The organism is Paenibacillus mendelii, assembly GCF_024498075.1.
Classification (GTDB): Bacteria; Bacillota; Bacilli; order Paenibacillales; family Paenibacillaceae; genus Paenibacillus_Z; species Paenibacillus_Z mendelii.
Window position 1 is genome coordinate 162,461 of the sequence record NZ_JANHOF010000010.1, and the last position, 20,579, is coordinate 183,039.

Below are 20,579 nucleotides of genomic sequence, written 5' to 3' on the forward strand. Positions count from 1 at the left end.
CGATATGAAAAAAATGATTTCAACCGCACTATGCGCGGCCCTGCTGACGGGAACCGTATTTGCGGGCTTGGCGGGTGCTTCATCCCCTGCATCTGCGGCAGGTTCATCCTCCGCATGCCCCGTGGATGACCATGGCTTGAAATTGCAAGGAACGAAGGACACCGGCGCCGCTCATTTTCAATCGATTCAATTCTTGAGCGAGAAGGTCGGACGAGCGGCAGGCAACGGCTTCATGATCGGCACATCCGATGCCGGCTGCCACTGGCAGAAGATCTACACGGGCAGCTACAATTTCATGCAGATGCAATTTCTGAACAATTCCATCGGCTACGCGCTCGCGCAGACAAATCCGCAGCAGCCGAATGTGCTGCTCCGCACGGCGAACGGCGGAACCAGCTTCAAGACCGTTAACACGGCTGGCCAGCGGTTCGAACGCATTCAGTTCCATTCGATAAGCGTCGGTTTCGGCTATACCCGCGCCTTTACCTATAAGACCACAGACGCGGGACAAACCTGGAGTAAAGTGCCTACGCCTCCGAACACGCGCTACGCCCATTTCATCACACCGGACAAGGGATGGATCGTCGTGCTGCGCAGCGGCGGCTATGAGGTGAAGCGCACGCTTGACGGCGGACGTACATGGTCGGACAAGCTGTCTGTTAATTCCGCCGCAGTCGTTGGGGGTGCTATCTACGGTACGGACAGCTCGGACATATGGGTCCTCCTGTATGGCGAGTCCGGTATGTCTCAAACCTCCTACTCCCTCTACCATACGAAGGACGGGGGTTCGCACTGGAAGCAGATGATTTCCAACTCCACCGCAGGCGGCGGCCCTGCACCTGGCAAGGCGACCGATAAGCTGCCCGGACCGCAAGGACGTCCGACCGATATGCAGGTCATTGGAAGCCAGGCCGCTTTCCTCGCAGCAGGCTCAGGCGCCCTGGACAATATTTCACTCGGACGTTCGCTGAACGATGGCGCCACTTGGTCCAACATCAAGGCTGTGCCCGGTTATGAAGCGAAGCTGTCGTTCACATCGGCTAAGAACGGCTGGATCGCCGTAACCAGCTCATCCAAGCCGGCCATCTACGCGACCAGGGACAGCGGCAAGACTTGGACGAAGAAAATTACGCTGCCCGGAGAGAAGTAGCACGTGTTGTCACTACGCCGCCCATTAGACAAGACACCCCGTACCTTATCGGTACGGGGTGTCTTGTCTGTATTCTTATATTCAGTACCCACTCGGCAGCACGAATAACTTTCCTTCGCCGGCTGCGAAGGAGGATGAAAGCGTCCCGGTTGAAGCGTTATAATTCGTATCGATTTCCGCTCCATTGACCGAAGAAATTTCTTTCACGGACGAAGGCTTGGTCGCTAATGTAAAGCTCAGCGTCCGCGCATTCACAGTATCCCGGTTAACTACCATGACATATTTTCTGCCGGAAGCGTTCTTGAAATATCCAATCACAGACGGGAGCGACGTTTGATCCAGCTGCCAGAAGAAGCCCGCCGGCAGCGCCGTCACCGAGCTCGGCAAGCTGCTGCCGGTATGGTAGACCGCTTCCGACCGAAGGCTGTTCAAGACAGGGCCCCATTGTTTCACCTTTGCATTGATGGACTGCGCCCATGTATAGGAAGCATTCTTCGTCCCATCAGGCAATATCAATCCGTTCGCGAAGCTTTCGCCTCCGCTCGAAGCAGGCGTCCAATAGGTGAAATAGATGTATCCCTTCGCCCCATAAGCCAGATTGGTGTAGATTTGATAGTTCATCTCGCTCTGTGTAGGCGTCTTCCACACACCGCTTATTCCGACCGATTGAATATAGGACCAGAAGTCAGCGTTTCCGAGCAGCGCTTGCCTGCGGATCACTTCGAGATTCGTATAGTAATCGCTCCGGATCTGGCCGCTGGCCATGAAGGGATAATGATCGAAGACGAGCACATCCGGATTGGTATACATCCATCGATAGACATAATCCTCATATGTTCCGCCCTGAATACTTTGATTAATGGTGAACCAGAAATCCCCGTTGAAGGCTGCGCCGTTAATACTGCCATTGCCGTCCGGGTACCAATCGTCACCCGTATTGGAGCGAACGACCCAGCCAACCGAGTTGTCTCCTCCTCCGTTATGCGTTAATTCCATATAATAGGAGGTATTCCCGCTTATAGTCGCGTTCAAAGCGAATTGCGGCCACTCCGTCGGCGGCGTTGTGAGCGTGCTTTGGGCAATCAACGTTTGCTTGGCCGAGGAATCCCATAGCTTCAGCGTCAAGGCCTCTCCGGCTCCCCAAGTGTTCTTATCGATCCACCACTGTACCGTATCAATCTTCGTAAGTCCTGGTTTGGTCTTGAAGGTTTGACCGATTGGCGCAGCAGAGCTGACATATAATCCGGTTAATTGGTCCAATCCCAGTTGGTTTGCGTTCGCATAGGTAGGAAATAAATTGACGAACGCGGTATGATTCGGGTCGTTCATCCGGATCCGGCGCGTCGTCTCCAGAATGCGCGTCATTTGCAGCGCAGACGGCTCATCGGTCACATGGTAACCTTGCAAGCCGGATTTATTCTTGTAATAATTCGCGATGGCGTCAATATCCGCATTGCTCGGCCGATTGCCATCGTTATATGCCCGCTGGGATACGTTCATCTCGAACCAGAAGTCGAGATTTTGCACAGTGCCGTTCATATAAGCCTGCCCACCCGGATAGACATCCGAGCTGCTGGTCACGACCCATCCAACCGGAGTGGGACTGCTGCTCGTCAGCTCGACATAATAGCTCTTGTCCGATTGGACCACCGTATGGAATTGGAATTCCGGGTAGTAGGTATTGGCTGACCCATTGATGGAGCTGGAAGCCAGCAGCGTTGCTTTGGCTGGACTATCGTACAGCTTCAAGGTCAGCGTCGTGCTCGCAGGCCAATTGGTTTTGTCCACATACAGCTTAACCGTATTCAGACCCCATCCCGTCCCGGCCGGTGTCTTGAACGTCTGACCCAAGGCCGATGAGCTGCTCACGTTTAAACCGAAGCCCGTCGCCTTCTGCTCGATCAGCTGGGACCTCCACATCAAGCGAACATCGTCCACCAATAGTCTGATCCCGTTATTGGAAGCATGCATCAGAGCCTGATCGTTCGTGGCCAACGTGCTGACGCCATTCCCGCCCACAACAAAATTGGCATTCATCTCATTGATTTCCGCATACCTTGCGGAGGTCGTTTCCGCAGGTCCAGGCGGCCAGAAGATTCCGATTGGGAAAGGCTCGATCTGCGGACTGTAAGCGTATCCATTTGCCGATATACCAAATGCCATGATTCCCGCCGCAAGCATTGCGGCTACTGCACGAACAACACGTTTCATCACTATTTCCTCCCTCAAATTATTATTGATCCTTCAAGCCTTCCACCCCAGAGAACCAGACAGTCAATATTCGACTGTCTGATTTTTGTCTAAGAAGTACTTAATCGTCCAGGTAACGATGAATCCAATAATCGCGAGAATAATACCGAATGCAGCCGCATTCCCATAATCGCCCTTCGTGACAAGAGAAACAATTTGCAAGGCAGCCGTATTCGTCGAATAGTTCGGTCCGCCGTTCGTCAACAATTTGGATTGCAGGAAGATCGTGAAGGATGCGCTTGTGCCAATGATGACCAAGGTGGATATGGTTGGCCATATCATGGGTACGACGACCTTAATCAATTCTTTGCCCGGCGTGATCCCTTCCAGCTTCCCTACTTCGTACAAATCATTCGGAATTCGGCTAATGGCCCCAAGCAGAATGGCCGCCTGGAACCCGATGCCCGCCCAGATGCAGAAGAAGAAGACCGTCCCCAGAGCAGTGCTCGGGTCCCCAAGCCATGTCCGCTGCAGGCTCTCTAATCCAAACAACCCCAGAATCGGGTTCACGATGCCCAGATTAGGACTGAACATGAAGGAGAATACCATCGTAATAATGACGATCGAAATAATGGACGGAAAGAAATAGACGATTCGGTAGAAGGTATGAAATCTCATTTTCTTCGAAAACATATAGGCCACGAAGACGGCGATCGGCGTTAACACGAGAACGTTTAACGGAATCCATAGCATTGTATTCAACATGGCATACTTGTAGGACTGGTCGGTAAACAGACGATCGATAATATTCGCGTAATTCTCGAACATGACCCAGTCGATATTGCCCGTCGCAACATTCCATCGCTTAAAGGAATATAAGATCGTTTGGAAATTAACGTAGACCGTAAATACTAAAAAATGCAAGACGGGGTACAGCGTCATGGATAACAGAAACCAAAATCGCATTCGCTTGGTCTTACTCGCAAAAATCCCCATCTCTTCCCTCCCTCGGCCGAGTCAGGAGCCAGCCGCCTTTATGCGCCAGCCCCTCCTCGGATTCTCATGATTACTTGAGGCCTAATTCTTCTTTATACTTATCCCACTTGTCTGCGGCAAACTTTACGTCCTCGTTGAACTGCTGTTCAGCCGTCTTAGAGCCAAACACGATGTTACCGTAGGCGTCACCTGCAGGATAAAGTCCCATCTTCATGAACATCGGACTCGTCGTGTTGAACGTAAATGGCTTGTTGTTCTGCATAATATCCATCACGCTCTGTGTAAATTCGGATACCTCGATGCCTTCAAGCGAGTATTTGAAAGGTCTGAAGTTGCCGGTGAGCTCCGTAAACTTCCGATTCATCGCTTCGGACGAAGCGAACGTAAGGAATTCCTTGGCTAGCTCCTGCTCCTTGGCCTTGGCAGGAATGACCGTGATGTCCCCGACCATGCTGAATTGAACGTTCGGTTCCTTCGCCCCTTCAATGGCCGGCACCTTCATCATCGCCATCCGGAAGCCTTCCGGCGTGGAAGCCTTCATCTCGGCCTCGAGCCAGTTGCCATTCGGTATCATGGCCGCTTTGCCATTCACGAACTCCATCTGGGATTCCGTATGATTAAGTCCTTCCGAGCCTTTCAGTATCCAATCATTCTTGAACAGATTCTCGAAACTTTGAAGTGCAGTCAGCTTAGCAGGATTATTCAATACATCGGGATTGTCCATCGTCAGCAGTTGATCCAAATAGTCAAATCCGCCGGCTTGTACGATCATCGGCTTCACGACAAAATCCCAGTACCCGATGACTTTGCCCGGGTATACGATTGGCGCAATGCCCTTCGCTTTGATTTTCGGCGCAAGCTCGTTGAATTCGGCCCACGTCTCAGGAACCTTCCAGCCATTCTCCTCAAACATGCCTTTATTGTACGCCATGCCCAGAACGCCGTCCGACCATGGAATCACATAGGCTTTATCTTGATAGATCGCGTATTTCTGTCCGGCTTCGTTCAGCTGGCTTTTAATCGAGCTTTCGAAGACGTCCGTAAGATCCGTTAAGTAGCCTTGTGAAGCCCACTGCTGCCAGTTCGTATTCGTCAAGAATGCGATATCCGGCAGGTTTGCTCCGGATTCGAAGCGCGGTCCCATCTTGTCCATAATGCCGGGGTCACCCTCCAGCTCGACCGTCACATTCGAATGAGCTGCTTCGAATTCCTTCTTCAGTTCCTTAAACCAGGAATCGCCGTATCCCCCTTGGAAAAAGGCGACTTTCAATACCTTCGGCTCCTCGGAAGACCCTTCCGCACCTTCTGCAGGCTTACCGCCCGTATTACCGGCGTTCGTAGAATTATTCGCTCCGTTTGATCCGGAACAAGCACTCAACACAAGTGATAATACGAAGATTACGGTGATTAAAAGGGAAAATCGGTTAAGAAGCTTTGCTTTCATGCCACACACCCCTTATTATTGTTTTTTATATAAAACAACGAGCCCTCCGAGCAGCCCATGCTTTATTCCCAGAACTCGACCAGAACACCCGCCCCGGGTGCCAGGTTTAACGTCAACCGGTTATCCTCTACGGCGGTCTCCCGAGGCTCGGCTTCGTCCCACAACGTGAGCTTGTCGATCGATGGATCCAGTGTCAGCTTTGTGACCGCTTCTTTCTCATAACTCCCGTTCACAACGATCGCTTTCTTATTGCCGTCTTCATCCTTGAAATAACCGATAATGACGGCATCGCCTGCTATGCCGGAAACAACTTGGGTGTCGGCAGACGTTGCTTCGATTAATGGCGGATTCGACGGATAATGGGTTACCCCGAGCGAAGTCCAATCAAGCAGACGGGAAGCGAATCGCGTGATGTCCGCGTTGACCGACTTCACCTCATCGTAATGCTTGGTTCGATTACCATCGAGGTCAATCATAGCCGGCCCGAACGTTTCTGCGCCCGATTGAGGCGTCCAGTACGTGAAGTACTGAATCCCCTTGGCGCCGTAAGCCAAGCTCGTATAGACCTGCCACAGTATTTCCTCACCGCTCGGGTCGCGATGCGAGTTATTGAAGGACAGCGTCTGAATAAACAACCAGAAGGGCACGCTTTGCTCCAAGGACTTTTGGCGGATCAGCTCGAGATTATAGAAATAATCCTCCGTGATGCCTGCCGTGCCGTCCTCCGCTTTCTTCAAGAACGGGTAATGATCGTACGAGAGCACCTCGGGCTTGTAGGTATCGAAATATTCATCCAGATAGCTTCGGTAATCGCCTCCCTTCTGCTCAAGTGACGCATAGGTAGGAAATAAATTCACGAAGGGTATCCCGCCCGGAACCTGTTTTCGGTACGCTTCCGCAAGTGGAGCGAGCGCCTTGTACTCATTCATGGAAGGCTCGTCGTCCACCATCTGCCCCATGTACGCCGGATGATCGCTGTACGCGCTTACAATCGAGGCGAGTTCACCCATCGTTTCTTCGGTCAGCGCGTCCAGCCTTGGATCGCGAACGAGCATCTTGATGCCATTCGCCTCTGCGTAGTCCAACGCTTGCTTAATCGCTTTCTCGCCACCCAAGTGTTCGGTGAAGCCGCTGATGAAATTAATGCCCGACTCCTTGATCTCCGCGTAACGCTCCATGGTGATTTGGTCCAGTGGAGGCGATACCCATAACCCGATCGGAAAGGTTTTCTCACTAGGGTCCACTTCTACGTTCGCATCTTTCTGACAGCCCGTTAGCATAAGCAGTACCCCTCCTATAAGCAGTAGAACGCTTCGTATCTTCAACCCTTCAACCCACCCGTCGTAAATCCGCTAATCAGCCGATCCTGAAGCCATAAATACACGATAAGGATCGGGATGGTGGAAAGGGTCAGTGCAGCGAACAAGGTGGTCCAATCCGCTGCATACTGCTGCTTCAGCACCATATCATACAGGCCGACTGAAATCGTAAACAGCTTGGAATCCTGCAGGAACAAGTACGGCATAAAGTAGTCGTTCCAGATGCCGATCATCGTGACCAGCCCTACCGCAGTCAAGCCCGGCTTGGCCAGTGGAAGCATGATGCGGAAGAAGACCTGCCAATCATTCGCGCCGTCCATATAGGCCGCTTCCGCGTACTCCCATGAGATTCCCTTGAAGAATCCGTATAAAATGATGAAGTTCATGCCCAGCCCGCCGGAGTACAGAACAAGCAAACCAAGATGCGAGTTGAATAGATGCAAATCAATCATCAATTTGTACAACGCTGCCAAGGAGCCCACTGAAGGAATGAAGAACGTAGAGACCGCAAGAAAGAAGATGACGGCGCTTCCAAAGAACTTAAATTTTGCGACGGCATAAGCCGGTGCTGCTGCGAACAATACCGCTAGCGCCGTCCCCGCCCCCGTCAGATATAGACTGTTGATAAAGTAAGTGCCGAGCCCGCTCTCCGACCAGGCTTTCCCGTAGTTGGACCATCTCCATTCCTGAGGGAGGGACCAGATGTTTTGATAAAACTCCGGTCCGGTCTTCAACGAGTTGATAAACATCCATACGAATGGATAAATGATAGATATCGCATAGATGAGAAACGCCAACTGAATGAATGCTTTGGTGATTTTATACAGGTAACCCACCTCCCTTTTTTGTTAATTCTCTCTTTCCCCATGCTAATGAACAAAACAACCATTTACTTAATTAAGTTAACTTAATAATAGGACGTGACACGATCGGTGTCAATACTTTTTCATTTCCCCTATTCGGCTTCGATAAGAATATTCTCCATCGCATCCTCTAACGCGAGTGTGAGCCCGCCATAGATGCCGGATTTCTCCCCCAGCTCTGAATAAACGATCGTCGTATCGTTCAGCGGTGTCATTCGATTTACCATTCCTCTGAGCGGATCAAGCAGAACATCTCCCAACTGCGTGGCTTCGCCCCCAATAATAATAATTTCCAGGTCTAATAATAACCCGATATTCGCCAAGACGACAGCAAGATGACGCACGAGCTCTCTCGTTTTGTTCAAACAATACGGATCCCCATTGGCAACCGCCATTCGGAAAGCATTGAAATCGATCCTATCGATATCATTCCCGCAATAGTCCACGATACTGCTGGCTTGTCCCTCGCGGAGCTCTTTCTTGATCGTTGCTAGTAGAGCAAACAGGGAAATATGCGTATCCAAATAATACGGAGTTAAATCATCCATGTCCTCCGCATGAGGGATCCCTTGAATCCAATAGCCGACTTCCCCCGCGGCCAGCCGATTGCCTTCGTACAGCTTGCCGTCGATGATGATGGCCGCACCGATCCCGATATCAATATTAATACTGACCAGGTTTTTATACCCTCTACCGGCACCTAGGCTGCTCTCACCCACTGCAACCAAGTTGATGTCATTAAACACCATAACCTTCGTATTGAATTTCTTCTCGATGAGATCATGAACATTCAAGGTTTCCCATTCTTCGAATCGGGAAGCAATCTTGAAATAACCGGTCTCCTTATTGAGGATACCAGGCGTCCCGATGCAGATGGCTTTTAATTTATCCGTGCTAATCTGGCAGTTCTCCAAGAGCTGACGCATTTTATCCGTTAAGGATTCGAACATATCGCTCTTGATCTTCGGATTCAATGGAACCATTAAGGTGGCTTCCCCTATGATCGTCCCTATTAAATTGGCCACCACGATCTTGATATTCTCGCTTGCCATATCGATCGCCATGACAGCTCCATAATCATGATCAAAATCCAGCAGCATCGGCGGTCTGCCCAGCGACGGCACGTCGTTCATGCCGATCTCGCGGATGACGCCAAAGGCAATAAGCGATTCTACGTTACTCGAAACACTAGGGGCGCTTAATTTCAATGTTTTCGCCAGATCGGCGCGCGAAATAGGACCACTCTGTCTGACCGTATCGAGAATCAGCCTTTGATTCGTAGAGCGTATTAACTTCTGATTTCCCGGGACTTGTTTCAATCCACTCTTACCTCCAGTATGACTTAATAATCTTTCCTAACAAATCATACAACAGACTTATTACCTTTGCAAAATTGCGCAAATCTCATCCTTGTACGAGGATCTGTACCCGCGAGGCACTACGATTATCCGCGCATCAGTCGCAGAAAGCCATCCGATCTGGGCGGATGGCCTTCACTGTCTTCTATTTCATCTTCACCCCATGGACAAATGGGGAGAGACCGATCTGCCGCATCGGGATTGGGACCGTAAGCGAAACCAGCTAACCGACCGGAATCGGCTGAAGCTCTCCCCGCTCCTGCAGATAAGCCTTCAAGCAGGAGCCGGTATGCGATTCCGGCACTTCCATGACCTGCTCCGGCGTCCCTTCCGCAACGACTGAACCACCGAGACGTCCTGCCTCCGGTCCAAGGTCGATGATCCAATCCGCCGTCTTCATGACGTCGAGATTGTGCTCAATGACGAGCACGGTATGACCGGCATCGACAAGCCGGCTTAAGCAGTCCAGCAGCTTCTGGATATCTGCCAGATGCAGTCCCGTCGTCGGCTCGTCGAGAATGTACAGATTATGCGCGCCGCGCTTGATCTTGCCCAGCTCAGCCGCCAGCTTGATCCGCTGCGCCTCGCCTCCCGACATAATCGTCGACGATTGCCCCAGCTGGAGATAGCCCAGACCGAGCTGATTCATAATGTTCAGCTTATGCGCGATCAGCTTCTCCTCCTGGAAGAAGCTCTCCGCATCCTCGATGGACATTTCCAGCACGTCGTTAATCGATTTGTCCTTGTACTTGATCTCCAGCACTTCGGCTGTATACCGGGCGCCCTTGCAGGTTGGACAGACCGACTCGACATCCGGCATGAACTGCAGATGCGTCGTTATCGTGCCGTAGCCCTTGCACTCCTCGCATCGGCCTCCCTTCGTGTTGAAGCTGAAGAAGGAATCGGTATATCCCCGTTCCACAGCCTCCGGCTGCGACGAGAACAACGTACGAATGCGGTCGAAGAAGCCGACATAGGTCGCCGGGTTCGAGGTGGGCATCCGGCCGATCGGCGACTGGTCGATATTGATTACGTTCGTCAGCAGCTCATGTCCTTCCAGCGCATCATGCTCGCCGGGCAATACCCGCACGTCATGAAACAGATGCGACAGCTTCTTGTACAGCACCTGATTGATCAAGCTGCTCTTGCCTGACCCGGAGACGCCTGTGGCGCATACAAACACGCCAAGCGGGATGTCGACGGTCACGTTCTTCAGCGTATTCTCTCTGGCGCCTACGATCCGCAGCTTGCCCCCATCGGGCCTTCGCCTCTGAATCGGCAGCGTTATTGTCTTTCGTCCACTGAGATATTGCCCTGTAAGCGAATGTACATCGGCCTTCAGATCGTCGATTGTTCCCTGCGAGACGATCTCCCCTCCATGAATGCCAGGCCCTGGCCCGATCTCGATGACATGATCCGCATGTGCGATCGTATCGATATCATGCTCCACGACGATCACGGTATTCCCCGTGTCTCTTAGCCGCTTCAACGTATCGATGACCCGGCGCCCATCGCGCGGATGAAGGCCGATGCTCGGCTCATCCAGTACATAGAGCATGCCCATGAGACCCGAGCCGATCTGCGTCGACAGCCGTATCCGCTGCGCCTCGCCGCCAGAGATGGAATCCGATCGCCGGTTCAAGTTGAGATAACCAATCCCGATATCCAGCAGCAGCCCGATCCGGCCTACCAGCTCATTCATGATCGGTACGCCCACACTCCGCATCCGCTCCGGCATCTTCAGCTTCACTTCATCAAGAACGGGCTTCAGCTCATCGATCGGCATCGTACAAGCATCGTGAACGTTCATACCTCCGACGGTGACAAGCAGCCGCTCCGGCTTCAGCCGCGTGCCGCTGCATTCCGGGCATATATGCTCCACCATGACCTTCTTGAACATGCTCTCCTCGTAGCCCTTCACATCCTGCTTCTTACGCGAATTCCGGTACCAGCGGTCGATCTCCCCTACGATCCCTTCGAACGTGAACATCTTCCCGACATGCTGCTGAATCCACGGGGAGCGGTCCCCATCCTCGGAGCCAAGAAACGGAAACCGTTCACCCTTCGTGCCGAAGAATAGCAGGTCTACGGCCGTCTGCGGCAGCTCGTTAAGCGGAGTGTCTAGGCTGAAGCCATAATGCTCGGAGAGGCTGTAGATGATCATATTCCGCCATGACCGGGAATTCGTCAGCTTGTAGATCCGGTCGCTGAGCGCCCCTTTGCGTATGCTCTTCTCGGGGTTATCGATCATCAGCTCGGGCTTGGCGTACTTGTACGTACCCAGACCGATACATGTACGGCAGGCGCTGTCGGCGTCATTGAAGGAGAAGTAGTAGGGCAGCAGCTCGCCCATCACAAGCCGGTGCTCGATACACCCGAAGCCGCGGTAGAACCGCTCCGTCAAATCTTGGCTTGCAGACTGGTCGTCAAAGCTGATCTGCAGAAAGCCTTCTCCAATCTTTAGTCCCTCTTCAACCGATCGGACCAGCGCCTTATATACGTCCCGACTTACCGCAAACTTATCGATCAATACTTTAATGTCGCACTTCTCATGCTCATCGAGCTCAATCGTATCGCTTGCATCGTGAAGCTTGCCATCGATATTGAACCTGCGATAACCCTTCTCGCGGATTTCATCGAACAGCACGGAATAGTCTTCCCCGTAGATTTTGCTTACAGGCGCATACAGCTCGACGATCGTCCCCTCCGGTAATGACAGGATATGCTCGGCGATTGAAGCCGGGGTCTTCATGGGCAGCTCATCCCGGCAATGCGGACAGTGCGCGGTTCCCAGTGCCGAGAAGAGCAGCCGCACATAATCGTAGATATCGGACATCGTGCCTACGGTCGAGCGCGGATTCGGAACGCCCGTCTTCTGCTCAATCGAGACAACGGGCGATAAGCCCGTCACGAAATCGAGATCGGGCTTCTTAAGCTGCGGAATATACCGCTTCGCATAGTTGGAGGAGAGCGATTCCAGAAACCGCCGTTGCCCCTCGCCATAGATTACATCGAAGGCCAGCGTCGACTTGCCCGAGCCGCTAACCCCCGTCACAACCGTAATTTGATCGCGCGGAATGTCTACCGAGATATTCTTCAGGTTGTTCTGACGCGCGCCTTTAATGGAAATCATCTTATGCATCGCCATGCATCCTCCCATCGAAATAGGCCAGCTCATCCACTTCCACCCGGCTCTTCGGCGTCAGCCGTACTGGAGAGGAAGCTTTAAAGATATATCCCTTCTCGGCAAGCCACTCCGTCGCATGAACAAGGAGCCCATCCTCCATCCGGTGCTTCTGCTTCATGTGCAGCATGAGCTCCGAGAATGGCCTCACATCCGACTCGCCGGCCAGATAATCGAAGATGAGATGAAATACCGTATCCTTCCGCTCCATCAAATAGGCATCGGCCTGCCGCACTGCATGCTGCATGATGCTCTCATTCTTCGGACCGTGCACCAGCTCGGTATACATGGCTTCAAAGAAGACCGGATTGTACTTCAGTGCCTGATGAATAACCTCTCGGGTCGGTATATCGCGGTGCATGACCACCTCGATCTGAGCCAGGCTCCTCACGACATCCATCATCCATATGAAGCTGTAGGCAGCGTCCCGCTTCACGGCGATCCACTTCTCCGCCTTCTCCAGCTGCACGATCGCGACTGCCCCCAGCTGCAGCAGCTGGATCGACCGATCCCGGTCACCCACATAGCGCAGCTGCTCATACAGCTCGCGTACCGCTTCATCCTTGCAATAGACCAGCGTACTCTTGTACAGATAGGAATGGAGTGAGCTGGTTTGAATCACCCGTTCGAACGTCTTTCTGAATTCCGCGCGCGACACGACGTTGGTACTGATGCAGATGCCCTGTTCTACCAAATGAAAGGCTGCGTAAGGCCGTTTCTCGTCATCGCATACCATGTACACATCGATGTCGGACTTCTCCCACACTTCGTCATACGACAAGCTGCCGCCGACAAAGACAGCTAGAATATGGCTGTCCTGCCGGACCCGCTCGACGAACGTCTCCATCACATTGCGATACGTCTGCTGAAGCTCGGTATTCATGAAGTAATTATCCGCTCCTTCAATAAATTTCCGATCCCATGGTGCAGCGCTTTCATTCACAGGATGCCTGACAGACCGAGATCGAACTAGCGTTCCCTATATTACCACTAAACAGAAATAAGTGGAAGATCATTTCATATTTCCCATATTAGATTTCCATTGTTTCTCATCCTAAGATCATGAACCAAACCAAACTTCGCTATGCCTGTTGACAGATTGAATGAGAATGAATATCATTGAGAAAGAAAGTGCAGACCACACCCGGAAAGGTCGGTGCGGATAGATGAAGAAAATCAAATACTGCTGTCGAAATTTCAGCAGGCATGACTCCAAAGCCGTATATAAGACAATCAAGAATGAATATCCGGATTTAAAGCAGAAGAAGAAGGATTGCCTCGGCAATTGCAGACTATGCGTCAAGCAGTGCATTGTCATGATCGGCAAGAAAGAGGTTATCGTCGCCCCCACTGCCGACAAGCTGTATGAGGAATTAAAGAAGCGAATAGGCTAAAATCACCCAATTGTGATACACTATAGAGACTGATGTCCAGCCACTCGCAGCCGTTGCTATGCATCGTGCGCAGTGGCTTGTCTGTCGTTACTACCGAAGAAAGGTGCGTGAGGCCCATGATGAACGATAAGCTCAGTCAAGCACTGAACGATCAATTGAATTTCGAATTTTACTCCGCTCATGTTTATTTGGCCATAGCCGCGTACTGCTCGGGAGAAAGCTTGGACGGGTTTGCGAACTTCTTTATCGTCCAGGCCGAGGAAGAACGGTTTCATGCCATGAAAATTTACAAATATTTGAATGATCGGGGGAAACGCGTCTCCATGACCGGCATGAACACCCCCAAGAACGCATACGGTTCCATACTCGAGGCATTCGAGCATGCTTATGAGCACGAGCAAATCGTGACGCGCCGTATTTATGACCTGTCCGATATTGCGATGAACGACCGCGAGCATGCGACCATTCAATTTCTCAAATGGTTCATCGACGAGCAGGTTGAAGAGGAATCCATGTTCGACAGCATCATTAACAAGCTGAAGCGGATCGACCAGGACAGCAACGCATTCTTCATGCTTGATAATGAATTCGCACAGCGTGTGTTCACGCCTCCTGCGGTCTAACAGCGTGCTCTAGGCCATATACAAAGAAACAGGACAGCCCCGGATGGGGACTGTCCTGTTTCTTTGTGCTGCCTCAGATACTCCAAATGAATTATGGTTGGTCCACCGTTTCTTCCTGCGAATCCAACCAGCTGCGGATCATAGAGAGCAATTGGGCGCTATTAACCGGTTTGGTGATGTAATCGGAAGCGCCTGCCTCCAGACACAGCTCCCGGTCACCCTTCATCGCTTTCGCCGTGAGCGCAATGATCGGGAGTTCCTTGAACACCGGCTTCTGGCGAATTGCACGCGTCGTCTCATAGCCATCCATCACCGGCATCATAATATCCATCAGGACGATATCGATATCGGGATTCTGCTCCAGAATGCCAATGGCGTCATGTCCGTTCTCCGCCGGAATGACCTTCATTTGGTGACGTTCAAGAATCGTCGTCAACGCAAATATATTTCGGATATCGTCATCGACGACCAGCACCTTTTTATACTCAATCATCTCATCCGACTGGTGAATCTTGACGAACGCTCTCTTCGACGCATCGGGAAGATTGTCCGCATGGCGGTGCAGATACAAGGAGGTTTCCTCGATAACCTGTACCGGCGACCTTACTTCCTTGATGACCGCCGACTTCATCAGCTCTTCAAGTGCATTCTCTTGCTCGGGTGTAAGCTTATTGGTCCGGTGGATGACGATCGGTTTATACTTATTCGTCGCGTTCTTCTGCACGTCTCGAACGAATCGCACGATATCCGTGTCCGGAAGCTCGTTATCCGCCAGTATGCAATCGAAGTTCTTCGTCTTCAACTGGTTCAGCGCCTTACGTGATGTGTCCACCGCCACAATCTTCACATCCTTGTTGTCCACCAGCTCGACCCACTGCGTCCGCCGGTCTTTATCGCCCGATACGATCAGCAGCTGCCGGACATCCGAAGCTGCGTACTCATTCAGCTTATCCAGCGCTTTGTCGAGTGCTTCATGCGTGACCGGCTTGCAGATGAAGTCGAAGATGCCCTTCTGCTTGAGCCCCACTTCGTCTTCCTCGACCGTGATAACGGACACTGGAATATGACGGACGTTCATCTCATTCTTCAGCTGGTCAATGACCAGCCAACCATCCGAATCCTTCAAGTGGATATCGAGTGTAATGGCGATGGGCTTGTATTTTATCGCAAGCTCTAACGCATTGCTGCCCGTAGTCGTAATGACCGCTTTTATCCCCTTCTTGCGCAGAAGATCAAGCAGAATCTCGTTGAACTTCATATCATCCTCGATGATCAGGAATACACGATCGCCAGGCTGGATATCATTCCGGTCGTCCGTAATCCCCTTCTCCATATCAAGCGTGTAGCTGCGCGTTTTCTGTGCGGGCGTGACATCGATTACCTCCGGCACGTATTTCGGCTTCGGCCGTTCCGCTTCAGGCTCAGGCAGCAGTCCGCCAATCGGCAAATACAAATTGAAGGTACTGCCAACGCCGACATTGCTCGAGACCGTAATTTCCCCATCAAGCATCACGGCAATTTCACGAGATATGGCAAGGCCCAGACCTGTGCCGCCATATTCGCGATTCGTACTGCCATCCACCTGCTGGAAGGCCTCGAATATAATCGGCTGCTTGTCCTCCGGAATTCCAATGCCGGTATCGCTGACCGAGAAGCACAATACCTTCTGAGCACGCGATAAGTTCTCGTTTCCTTCGCTCCAGCCTTCGGCCGCCTGCCGGATATGCATCGTGATCTGGCCTTTCTCGGTAAACTTAAAGGCATTCGACAGCAGGTTCTTGATAATCTGCTGCAGCCGTTTCGGATCCGTCATGAATGTCTTCGGAAGCCCCGGCTCCGTTATAATCTGGTATTCCAGCTTCTTATCCTCCGCGATATGGCGGAAGGTGCGCTCCATCCCGGCTGTGAGATCTGTGATAGACATATCGGTATAGTCCGGTGTGACGGTGCCTGACTCGATCTTCGACAAATCAAGAATGTCATTGATCAGATTGAGCAGCTCCATCCCCGATTCTTGAATCATCTTCGAGAACTTCACTTGATTCACGGTCAAATTCTTATCGAGATTCTCGGCCAGCTGCTCCGCCAGCAGAAGCAAGGAGTTCAGCGGCGTACGAAGCTCATGCGACATATTCGCCAGGAATTCGGATTTGTATCTGGATGTCAGCGCCAGCTGCTCGGCCTTCTCCTCCAAGAATCGCTTCGCCAGCTCGACCTCGTCGTTCTTGCTCTCCACCTCGGCTTTCTGAATGACCAGCAGCTTGGCTTTGTCTTCCAGCTCCTCGTTCGTGTTTTGCAGTTCCATCTGCTGCTTCTGCAGCTCCTCGGTCAACGACTGGGACTGCATCAGCAGCTCCTCCGTCCGCTGGTTCGCCTGCATGGTATTAATGACGATCCCAATGGATTCTGTCAGCTGGTCGAGAAAAGCGATATCGATCTCGCTGAAGGCCCGGAATGAGGCCAGTTCAAGCACCGCCAACACTTGATCCTCAAAAATAATCGGCAGCAAAATAATGTTAAGCGGCGTTGCTTCGCCAAGTCCCGACGAGATTACGACGTAATCATTCGGTACGTTAGTCAATAGAATGCGCTGTTTCTCAATAAGACATTGGCCGACGAGCCCCTGCCCCGCACGATATTCATTTGACAGATGCTTACGCTGCTGATACGCATAGCTCGCGAACAACGCAAGCACCGGTTCTCCATTACCCGGCTCATTAATATAAAATACGCCATGCTGCATGGACACGAGCGGCGCAAGCTCCGATAGAATCATGCGGCTGACGGCATATAAGTCCCGTTGGCCCTGCAGCAGCCGCGAGAATTTGGCGAGATTCGTCTTCAGCCAATCCTGCTCCGTGTTGATTCGAGTCGTTTCCTTCAAATTGCGGATCATCTCATTGACATTGTCCTTGAGCTCGGCTACTTCGCCTGCAGCGGCAACATCGATCGACCGGGACAGATCCCCCTTGGTTACCGCCGTCGCGACATTCGTAATCGCCCGCACCTGCGTGGTCAGCGTACTGGCCATATAGTTGACATTATCGGTCAAATCCCGCCATGTCCCCGCCGCGCCCGGAACGTTCGCTTGACCGCCCAGCTTGCCTTCCGCGCCGACCTCGCGGGAAACGGTCGTAACCTGATCCGCGAAGGTCGCCAGCGTATCGATCATGCTGTTGATTGTATCGGTCAGCTCGGCGATCTCGCCCTTCGCCTCCACGGTCAGCTTCTGCTTCATATTCCCGTTCGCGACCGCTGTCACGACCTTGGCGATACCGCGCACTTGGTCCGTCAAGTTCGTCGCCATTATATTGACGTTGTCGGTGAGATCCTTCCAGATTCCGCCGACACCGCGCACCTGGGCTTGTCCGCCCAGCTTGCCGTCCGTGCCGACCTCGCGCGCCACCCGCGTCACCTCGGAGGCGAATGAATTGAGCTGATCCACCATCGTATTGATCGTGTTCTTCAGCTCGAACAGCTCGCCCTTCACGTCGACCGTAATTTTCTTCGAGAGGTCGCCATTGGCAACCGCGGTCGTAACGCCGGCGATATTACGCATTTGAACGGTCAAGTTGCTGGCCATGTAGTTCACCGTATCGGTCAAGTCTTTCCACGTGCCGGATACGTCCTTGACGTCAGCTTGGGCACCGAGCTTTCCTTCCGTGCCAACCTCACGCGCGACCCGCGTAACCTCGGAAGCAAAGTTGCTCAGCTGATCCACCATCGTATTCATCGTTATTTTGAGCTCGAGAATTTCACCCTTGACGTCGACAGTGATTTTCTTGGATAAATCCCCTTTGGCGACCGCTGTCGTCACTTCGGCGATATTCCGTACCTGGTCGGTCAGATTGCGGGCCATGCTGTTAACGCCCTCTGTCAAATCCTTCCACGTACCGCCGACACCCTTCACCTGCGCTTGTCCGCCCAGTCTGCCCTCCGTACCCACCTCGCGCGCCACCCGCGTCACCTCGGAGGCGAACGTGGAGAGCTGATCCACCATCGTATTGATCGTATTCTTCAGCTCCAGAATTTCCCCCTGGACATCGGCTGTAATTTTCTTCGACAAGTCGCCATTGGCAACCGCCGTCGTCACGACAGCGATGTTACGCACTTGGTTCGTCAGATTCGACGCCATGTAGTTTACGCTCTCCGTCAAATCGCGCCATGTCCCCGCTACGCCTCTAACCTGCGCTTGTCCGCCAAGCATCCCGAGCGTACCGACCTCGCGGGCCACCCTCGTAACCTCGGACGCGAATGTAGAAAGCTGATCTACCATCGTATTGATTGTATTCTTCAGCTCCAGAATTTCGCCCTTGGCATTCACGGTGATTTGCTTGGATAGATCCCCTTTGGCGACCGCCGTCGTCACATCGGCGATATTACGCACCTGGTCGGTCAGCGTGCTCGCCATGAAGTTAACGCTATCGGTCAGATCCTTCCACGTGCCGGATACGTCCTTCACGTCCGCTTGTCCGCCCAGCTTGCCCTCCGTGGAAACTTCGCGTGCGACCCGCGTCACCTCGGATGCAAAGTTGCTGAGCTGGTCGACCATCGTATTAATGGTGCTCTTCAACTCCAGAATCTCGCCTTTAGCGTCCACCGTGATCGTCTTGGACAGATCGCCCTTCGCGACGGCCGTTGTCACCTCCGCGATGTTGCGCACCTGGTTCGTCAAGTTCGACGCCATATAGTTCACGCTCTCCGTCAAATCACGCCACGTTCCCGCAACGCCGCTAACCTCGGCTTGGCCGCCGAGTATACCTTCCGTGCCAACCTCGCGCGCCATCCGCGTCACCTCGGAAGCGAATGTGCTGAGCTGATCGACCATGGTGTTAATCGTATTCTTCAGTTCAAGGATTTCACCTTGAACATCAGCTGTAATTTTCTTCGACAAGTCGCCGTTTGCAACCGCCGTCGTCACGACAGCGATATTGCGCACCTGATTCGTCAGGTTCGACGCCATGTAGTTCACGCTCTCCGTCAAATCCCGCCATGTTCCAGATACGCCTTTCACATCCGCTTGTCCGCCAAGCTTGCCTTCCGTCCCGACTTCCTTCGCGACACGCGTGACCTCGGAAGAGAATGTCGAGAGCTGATCGACCATCGTATTAATCGTGTTCTTCAGTTCCAGAATTTCACCCTTGGCGTTAACCGTGATCTGCTTGGACAAATCGCCATTGGCGACGGCTGTCGTGACAGCCGCAATATTACGGACCTGATCGGTCAAGTTGGTCGCCATATTATTAACGCTATCGGTCAAATCCTTCCACGTGCCGGACACGCCCTTCACATCGGCTTGTCCGCCGAGCTTACCCTCGGTTCCGACCTCGCGGGCAACGCGAGTCACCTCGGAGGCGAACGTGCTGAGCTGATTAACCATCATATTGATGTTCGTCGCGGTCCGCTGGAATTCACCGGTCAGCGCCCGGCCTTCGAATTCCAGCTCCACCTTCTGAGAAAGGTCGCCCTGCGCAACGGCATTAATAACGCGTACCATCTCACTGGTCGGCTGAATGAGGTCGACGACCAGCCCGTTCAACGACTCGACGACCGTCTCCCAAGAACCGCCCGTGCTCTTATGAACAAACCGCCGGGACAGCTTTCCCTCTTTGCCGACAATCGTCGCAACCGTCTGAACCTCGGTAACCAAGCTTTCCTGCATATCCATAATCTCGTTGAATGTGTCTGCCACTTTGCCCGCAAGACCCGTGTGGTCATACGGCATTCTATATGAGAAATTGCCTTTCTTCAGCGCCATCAAGGCGTTTAACAATTCACCAGCATCAATGCCATCTTGAACGGTCTCCCGCTTCTGTTCCTGATCCGACATGAACTATTTTCCCTCCTGTGTAAGGATTATGAAAAATCGCATGATAAATAAACAGATAGATCGACCTTCCTCCCCATATTTTACTAGTATTCGGGCCCGCTGTCATCTGGCAAGCATTGCCGAACCCCCGTCATAGAGCTATTCCCTAATTTTTATGAAGGAATTTGTAAGCTTCCACGCAAAAAAAGCCTTACCCCAACTGACTAGGGTAAGACGCCTATCCTTCTG

12 protein-coding genes are annotated in these 20,579 nt (G+C 52.4%); 3 read left to right on the plus strand and 9 right to left on the minus strand.

The features are described from left to right. The first annotated feature begins 4 nt into the window (after nucleotides 1-4). Nucleotides 5-1,150, plus strand: coding sequence for a WD40/YVTN/BNR-like repeat-containing protein (locus tag NNL21_RS25115; protein WP_204820166.1), 1,146 nt, complete (start codon nucleotides 5-7; stop codon nucleotides 1,148-1,150). Between the two features lie 81 nt (nucleotides 1,151-1,231). Here the strand turns inward: NNL21_RS25115 and NNL21_RS25120 are convergent, their stop codons facing one another. From NNL21_RS25120 to NNL21_RS25155, 8 genes are all read right to left on the minus strand, one after another. Continuing rightward, nucleotides 1,232-3,361, minus strand: coding sequence for a hypothetical protein (locus NNL21_RS25120; RefSeq protein ID WP_204820167.1), 2,130 nt, complete (start codon nucleotides 3,359-3,361; stop codon nucleotides 1,232-1,234). A gap of 63 nt (nucleotides 3,362-3,424) precedes the next feature. After that, nucleotides 3,425-4,336, minus strand: a complete 912-nt coding sequence (locus tag NNL21_RS25125; protein WP_204820168.1) for a carbohydrate ABC transporter permease — start codon at nucleotides 4,334-4,336, stop codon at nucleotides 3,425-3,427. A 70-nt stretch (nucleotides 4,337-4,406) separates the two neighbouring features. After that, on the minus strand, nucleotides 4,407-5,780 hold the full coding sequence (locus tag NNL21_RS25130; protein ID WP_204820169.1) for an ABC transporter substrate-binding protein: 1,374 nt from the start codon (nucleotides 5,778-5,780) through the stop codon (nucleotides 4,407-4,409). 62 nt (nucleotides 5,781-5,842) lie between these two features. Then, nucleotides 5,843-7,060 (minus strand): beta-galactosidase, encoded by a 1,218-nt coding sequence (locus NNL21_RS25135; protein ID WP_204820170.1) that lies wholly within the window; start codon nucleotides 7,058-7,060, stop codon nucleotides 5,843-5,845. Between the two features lie 41 nt (nucleotides 7,061-7,101). After that, entirely contained in the window at nucleotides 7,102-7,935 is an 834-nt protein-coding gene (locus NNL21_RS25140) for a carbohydrate ABC transporter permease (protein WP_204820171.1), read from the minus strand. A 119-nt stretch (nucleotides 7,936-8,054) separates the two neighbouring features. Further along, a complete protein-coding gene (locus NNL21_RS25145; RefSeq protein ID WP_204820172.1) occupies nucleotides 8,055-9,281 on the minus strand; it encodes an ROK family transcriptional regulator in 1,227 nt (408 codons plus the stop codon). A gap of 262 nt (nucleotides 9,282-9,543) precedes the next feature. Further along, a complete protein-coding gene (gene uvrA / locus NNL21_RS25150; protein ID WP_256555460.1) occupies nucleotides 9,544-12,462 on the minus strand; it encodes an excinuclease ABC subunit UvrA in 2,919 nt (972 codons plus the stop codon). Continuing rightward, a complete protein-coding gene (locus tag NNL21_RS25155; RefSeq protein WP_204820173.1) occupies nucleotides 12,455-13,387 on the minus strand; it encodes a nucleotidyltransferase family protein in 933 nt (310 codons plus the stop codon). Before NNL21_RS25155 ends, uvrA begins: the two co-directional genes overlap by 8 nt. A 283-nt stretch (nucleotides 13,388-13,670) precedes the next feature. Here NNL21_RS25155 and NNL21_RS25160 point away from each other — a divergent pair, with 283 nt between their 5' ends. Both NNL21_RS25160 and NNL21_RS25165 read left to right on the plus strand, forming a co-directional pair. After that, on the plus strand, nucleotides 13,671-13,898 hold the full coding sequence (locus NNL21_RS25160) for a DUF1450 domain-containing protein (protein ID WP_204820174.1): 228 nt from the start codon (nucleotides 13,671-13,673) through the stop codon (nucleotides 13,896-13,898). A gap of 119 nt (nucleotides 13,899-14,017) precedes the next feature. Further along, a complete protein-coding gene (locus NNL21_RS25165) occupies nucleotides 14,018-14,521 on the plus strand; it encodes a ferritin (RefSeq protein ID WP_305880959.1) in 504 nt (167 codons plus the stop codon). Nucleotides 14,522-14,612: 91 nt separating this feature from the next. Here NNL21_RS25165 and NNL21_RS25170 read toward each other — a convergent pair whose 3' ends face one another. Further along, a complete protein-coding gene (locus tag NNL21_RS25170; RefSeq protein ID WP_204820176.1) occupies nucleotides 14,613-20,351 on the minus strand; it encodes a HAMP domain-containing protein in 5,739 nt (1,912 codons plus the stop codon). Nucleotides 20,352-20,579: the final 228 nt, after the last annotated feature.

Coding starts and splice junctions, on each gene's coding strand:
- NNL21_RS25115 (WP_204820166.1), top strand. CDS start 5: ATGAAAAAAATGATTTCAACCGCACTATGCGCGGCCCTGCTGACGGGA.
- NNL21_RS25120 (WP_204820167.1), bottom strand. CDS start 3,361: ATGAAACGTGTTGTTCGTGCAGTAGCCGCAATGCTTGCGGCGGGAATC.
- NNL21_RS25125 (WP_204820168.1), bottom strand. CDS start 4,336: ATGGGGATTTTTGCGAGTAAGACCAAGCGAATGCGATTTTGGTTTCTG.
- NNL21_RS25130 (WP_204820169.1), bottom strand. CDS start 5,780: ATGAAAGCAAAGCTTCTTAACCGATTTTCCCTTTTAATCACCGTAATC.
- NNL21_RS25135 (WP_204820170.1), bottom strand. CDS start 7,060: ATGCTAACGGGCTGTCAGAAAGATGCGAACGTAGAAGTGGACCCTAGT.
- uvrA (WP_256555460.1), bottom strand. CDS start 12,462: ATGCATAAGATGATTTCCATTAAAGGCGCGCGTCAGAACAACCTGAAG.
- NNL21_RS25155 (WP_204820173.1), bottom strand. CDS start 13,387: ATGAATACCGAGCTTCAGCAGACGTATCGCAATGTGATGGAGACGTTC.
- NNL21_RS25160 (WP_204820174.1), top strand. CDS start 13,671: ATGAAGAAAATCAAATACTGCTGTCGAAATTTCAGCAGGCATGACTCC.
- NNL21_RS25165 (WP_305880959.1), top strand. CDS start 14,018: ATGAACGATAAGCTCAGTCAAGCACTGAACGATCAATTGAATTTCGAA.
- NNL21_RS25170 (WP_204820176.1), bottom strand. CDS start 20,351: ATGTCGGATCAGGAACAGAAGCGGGAGACCGTTCAAGATGGCATTGAT.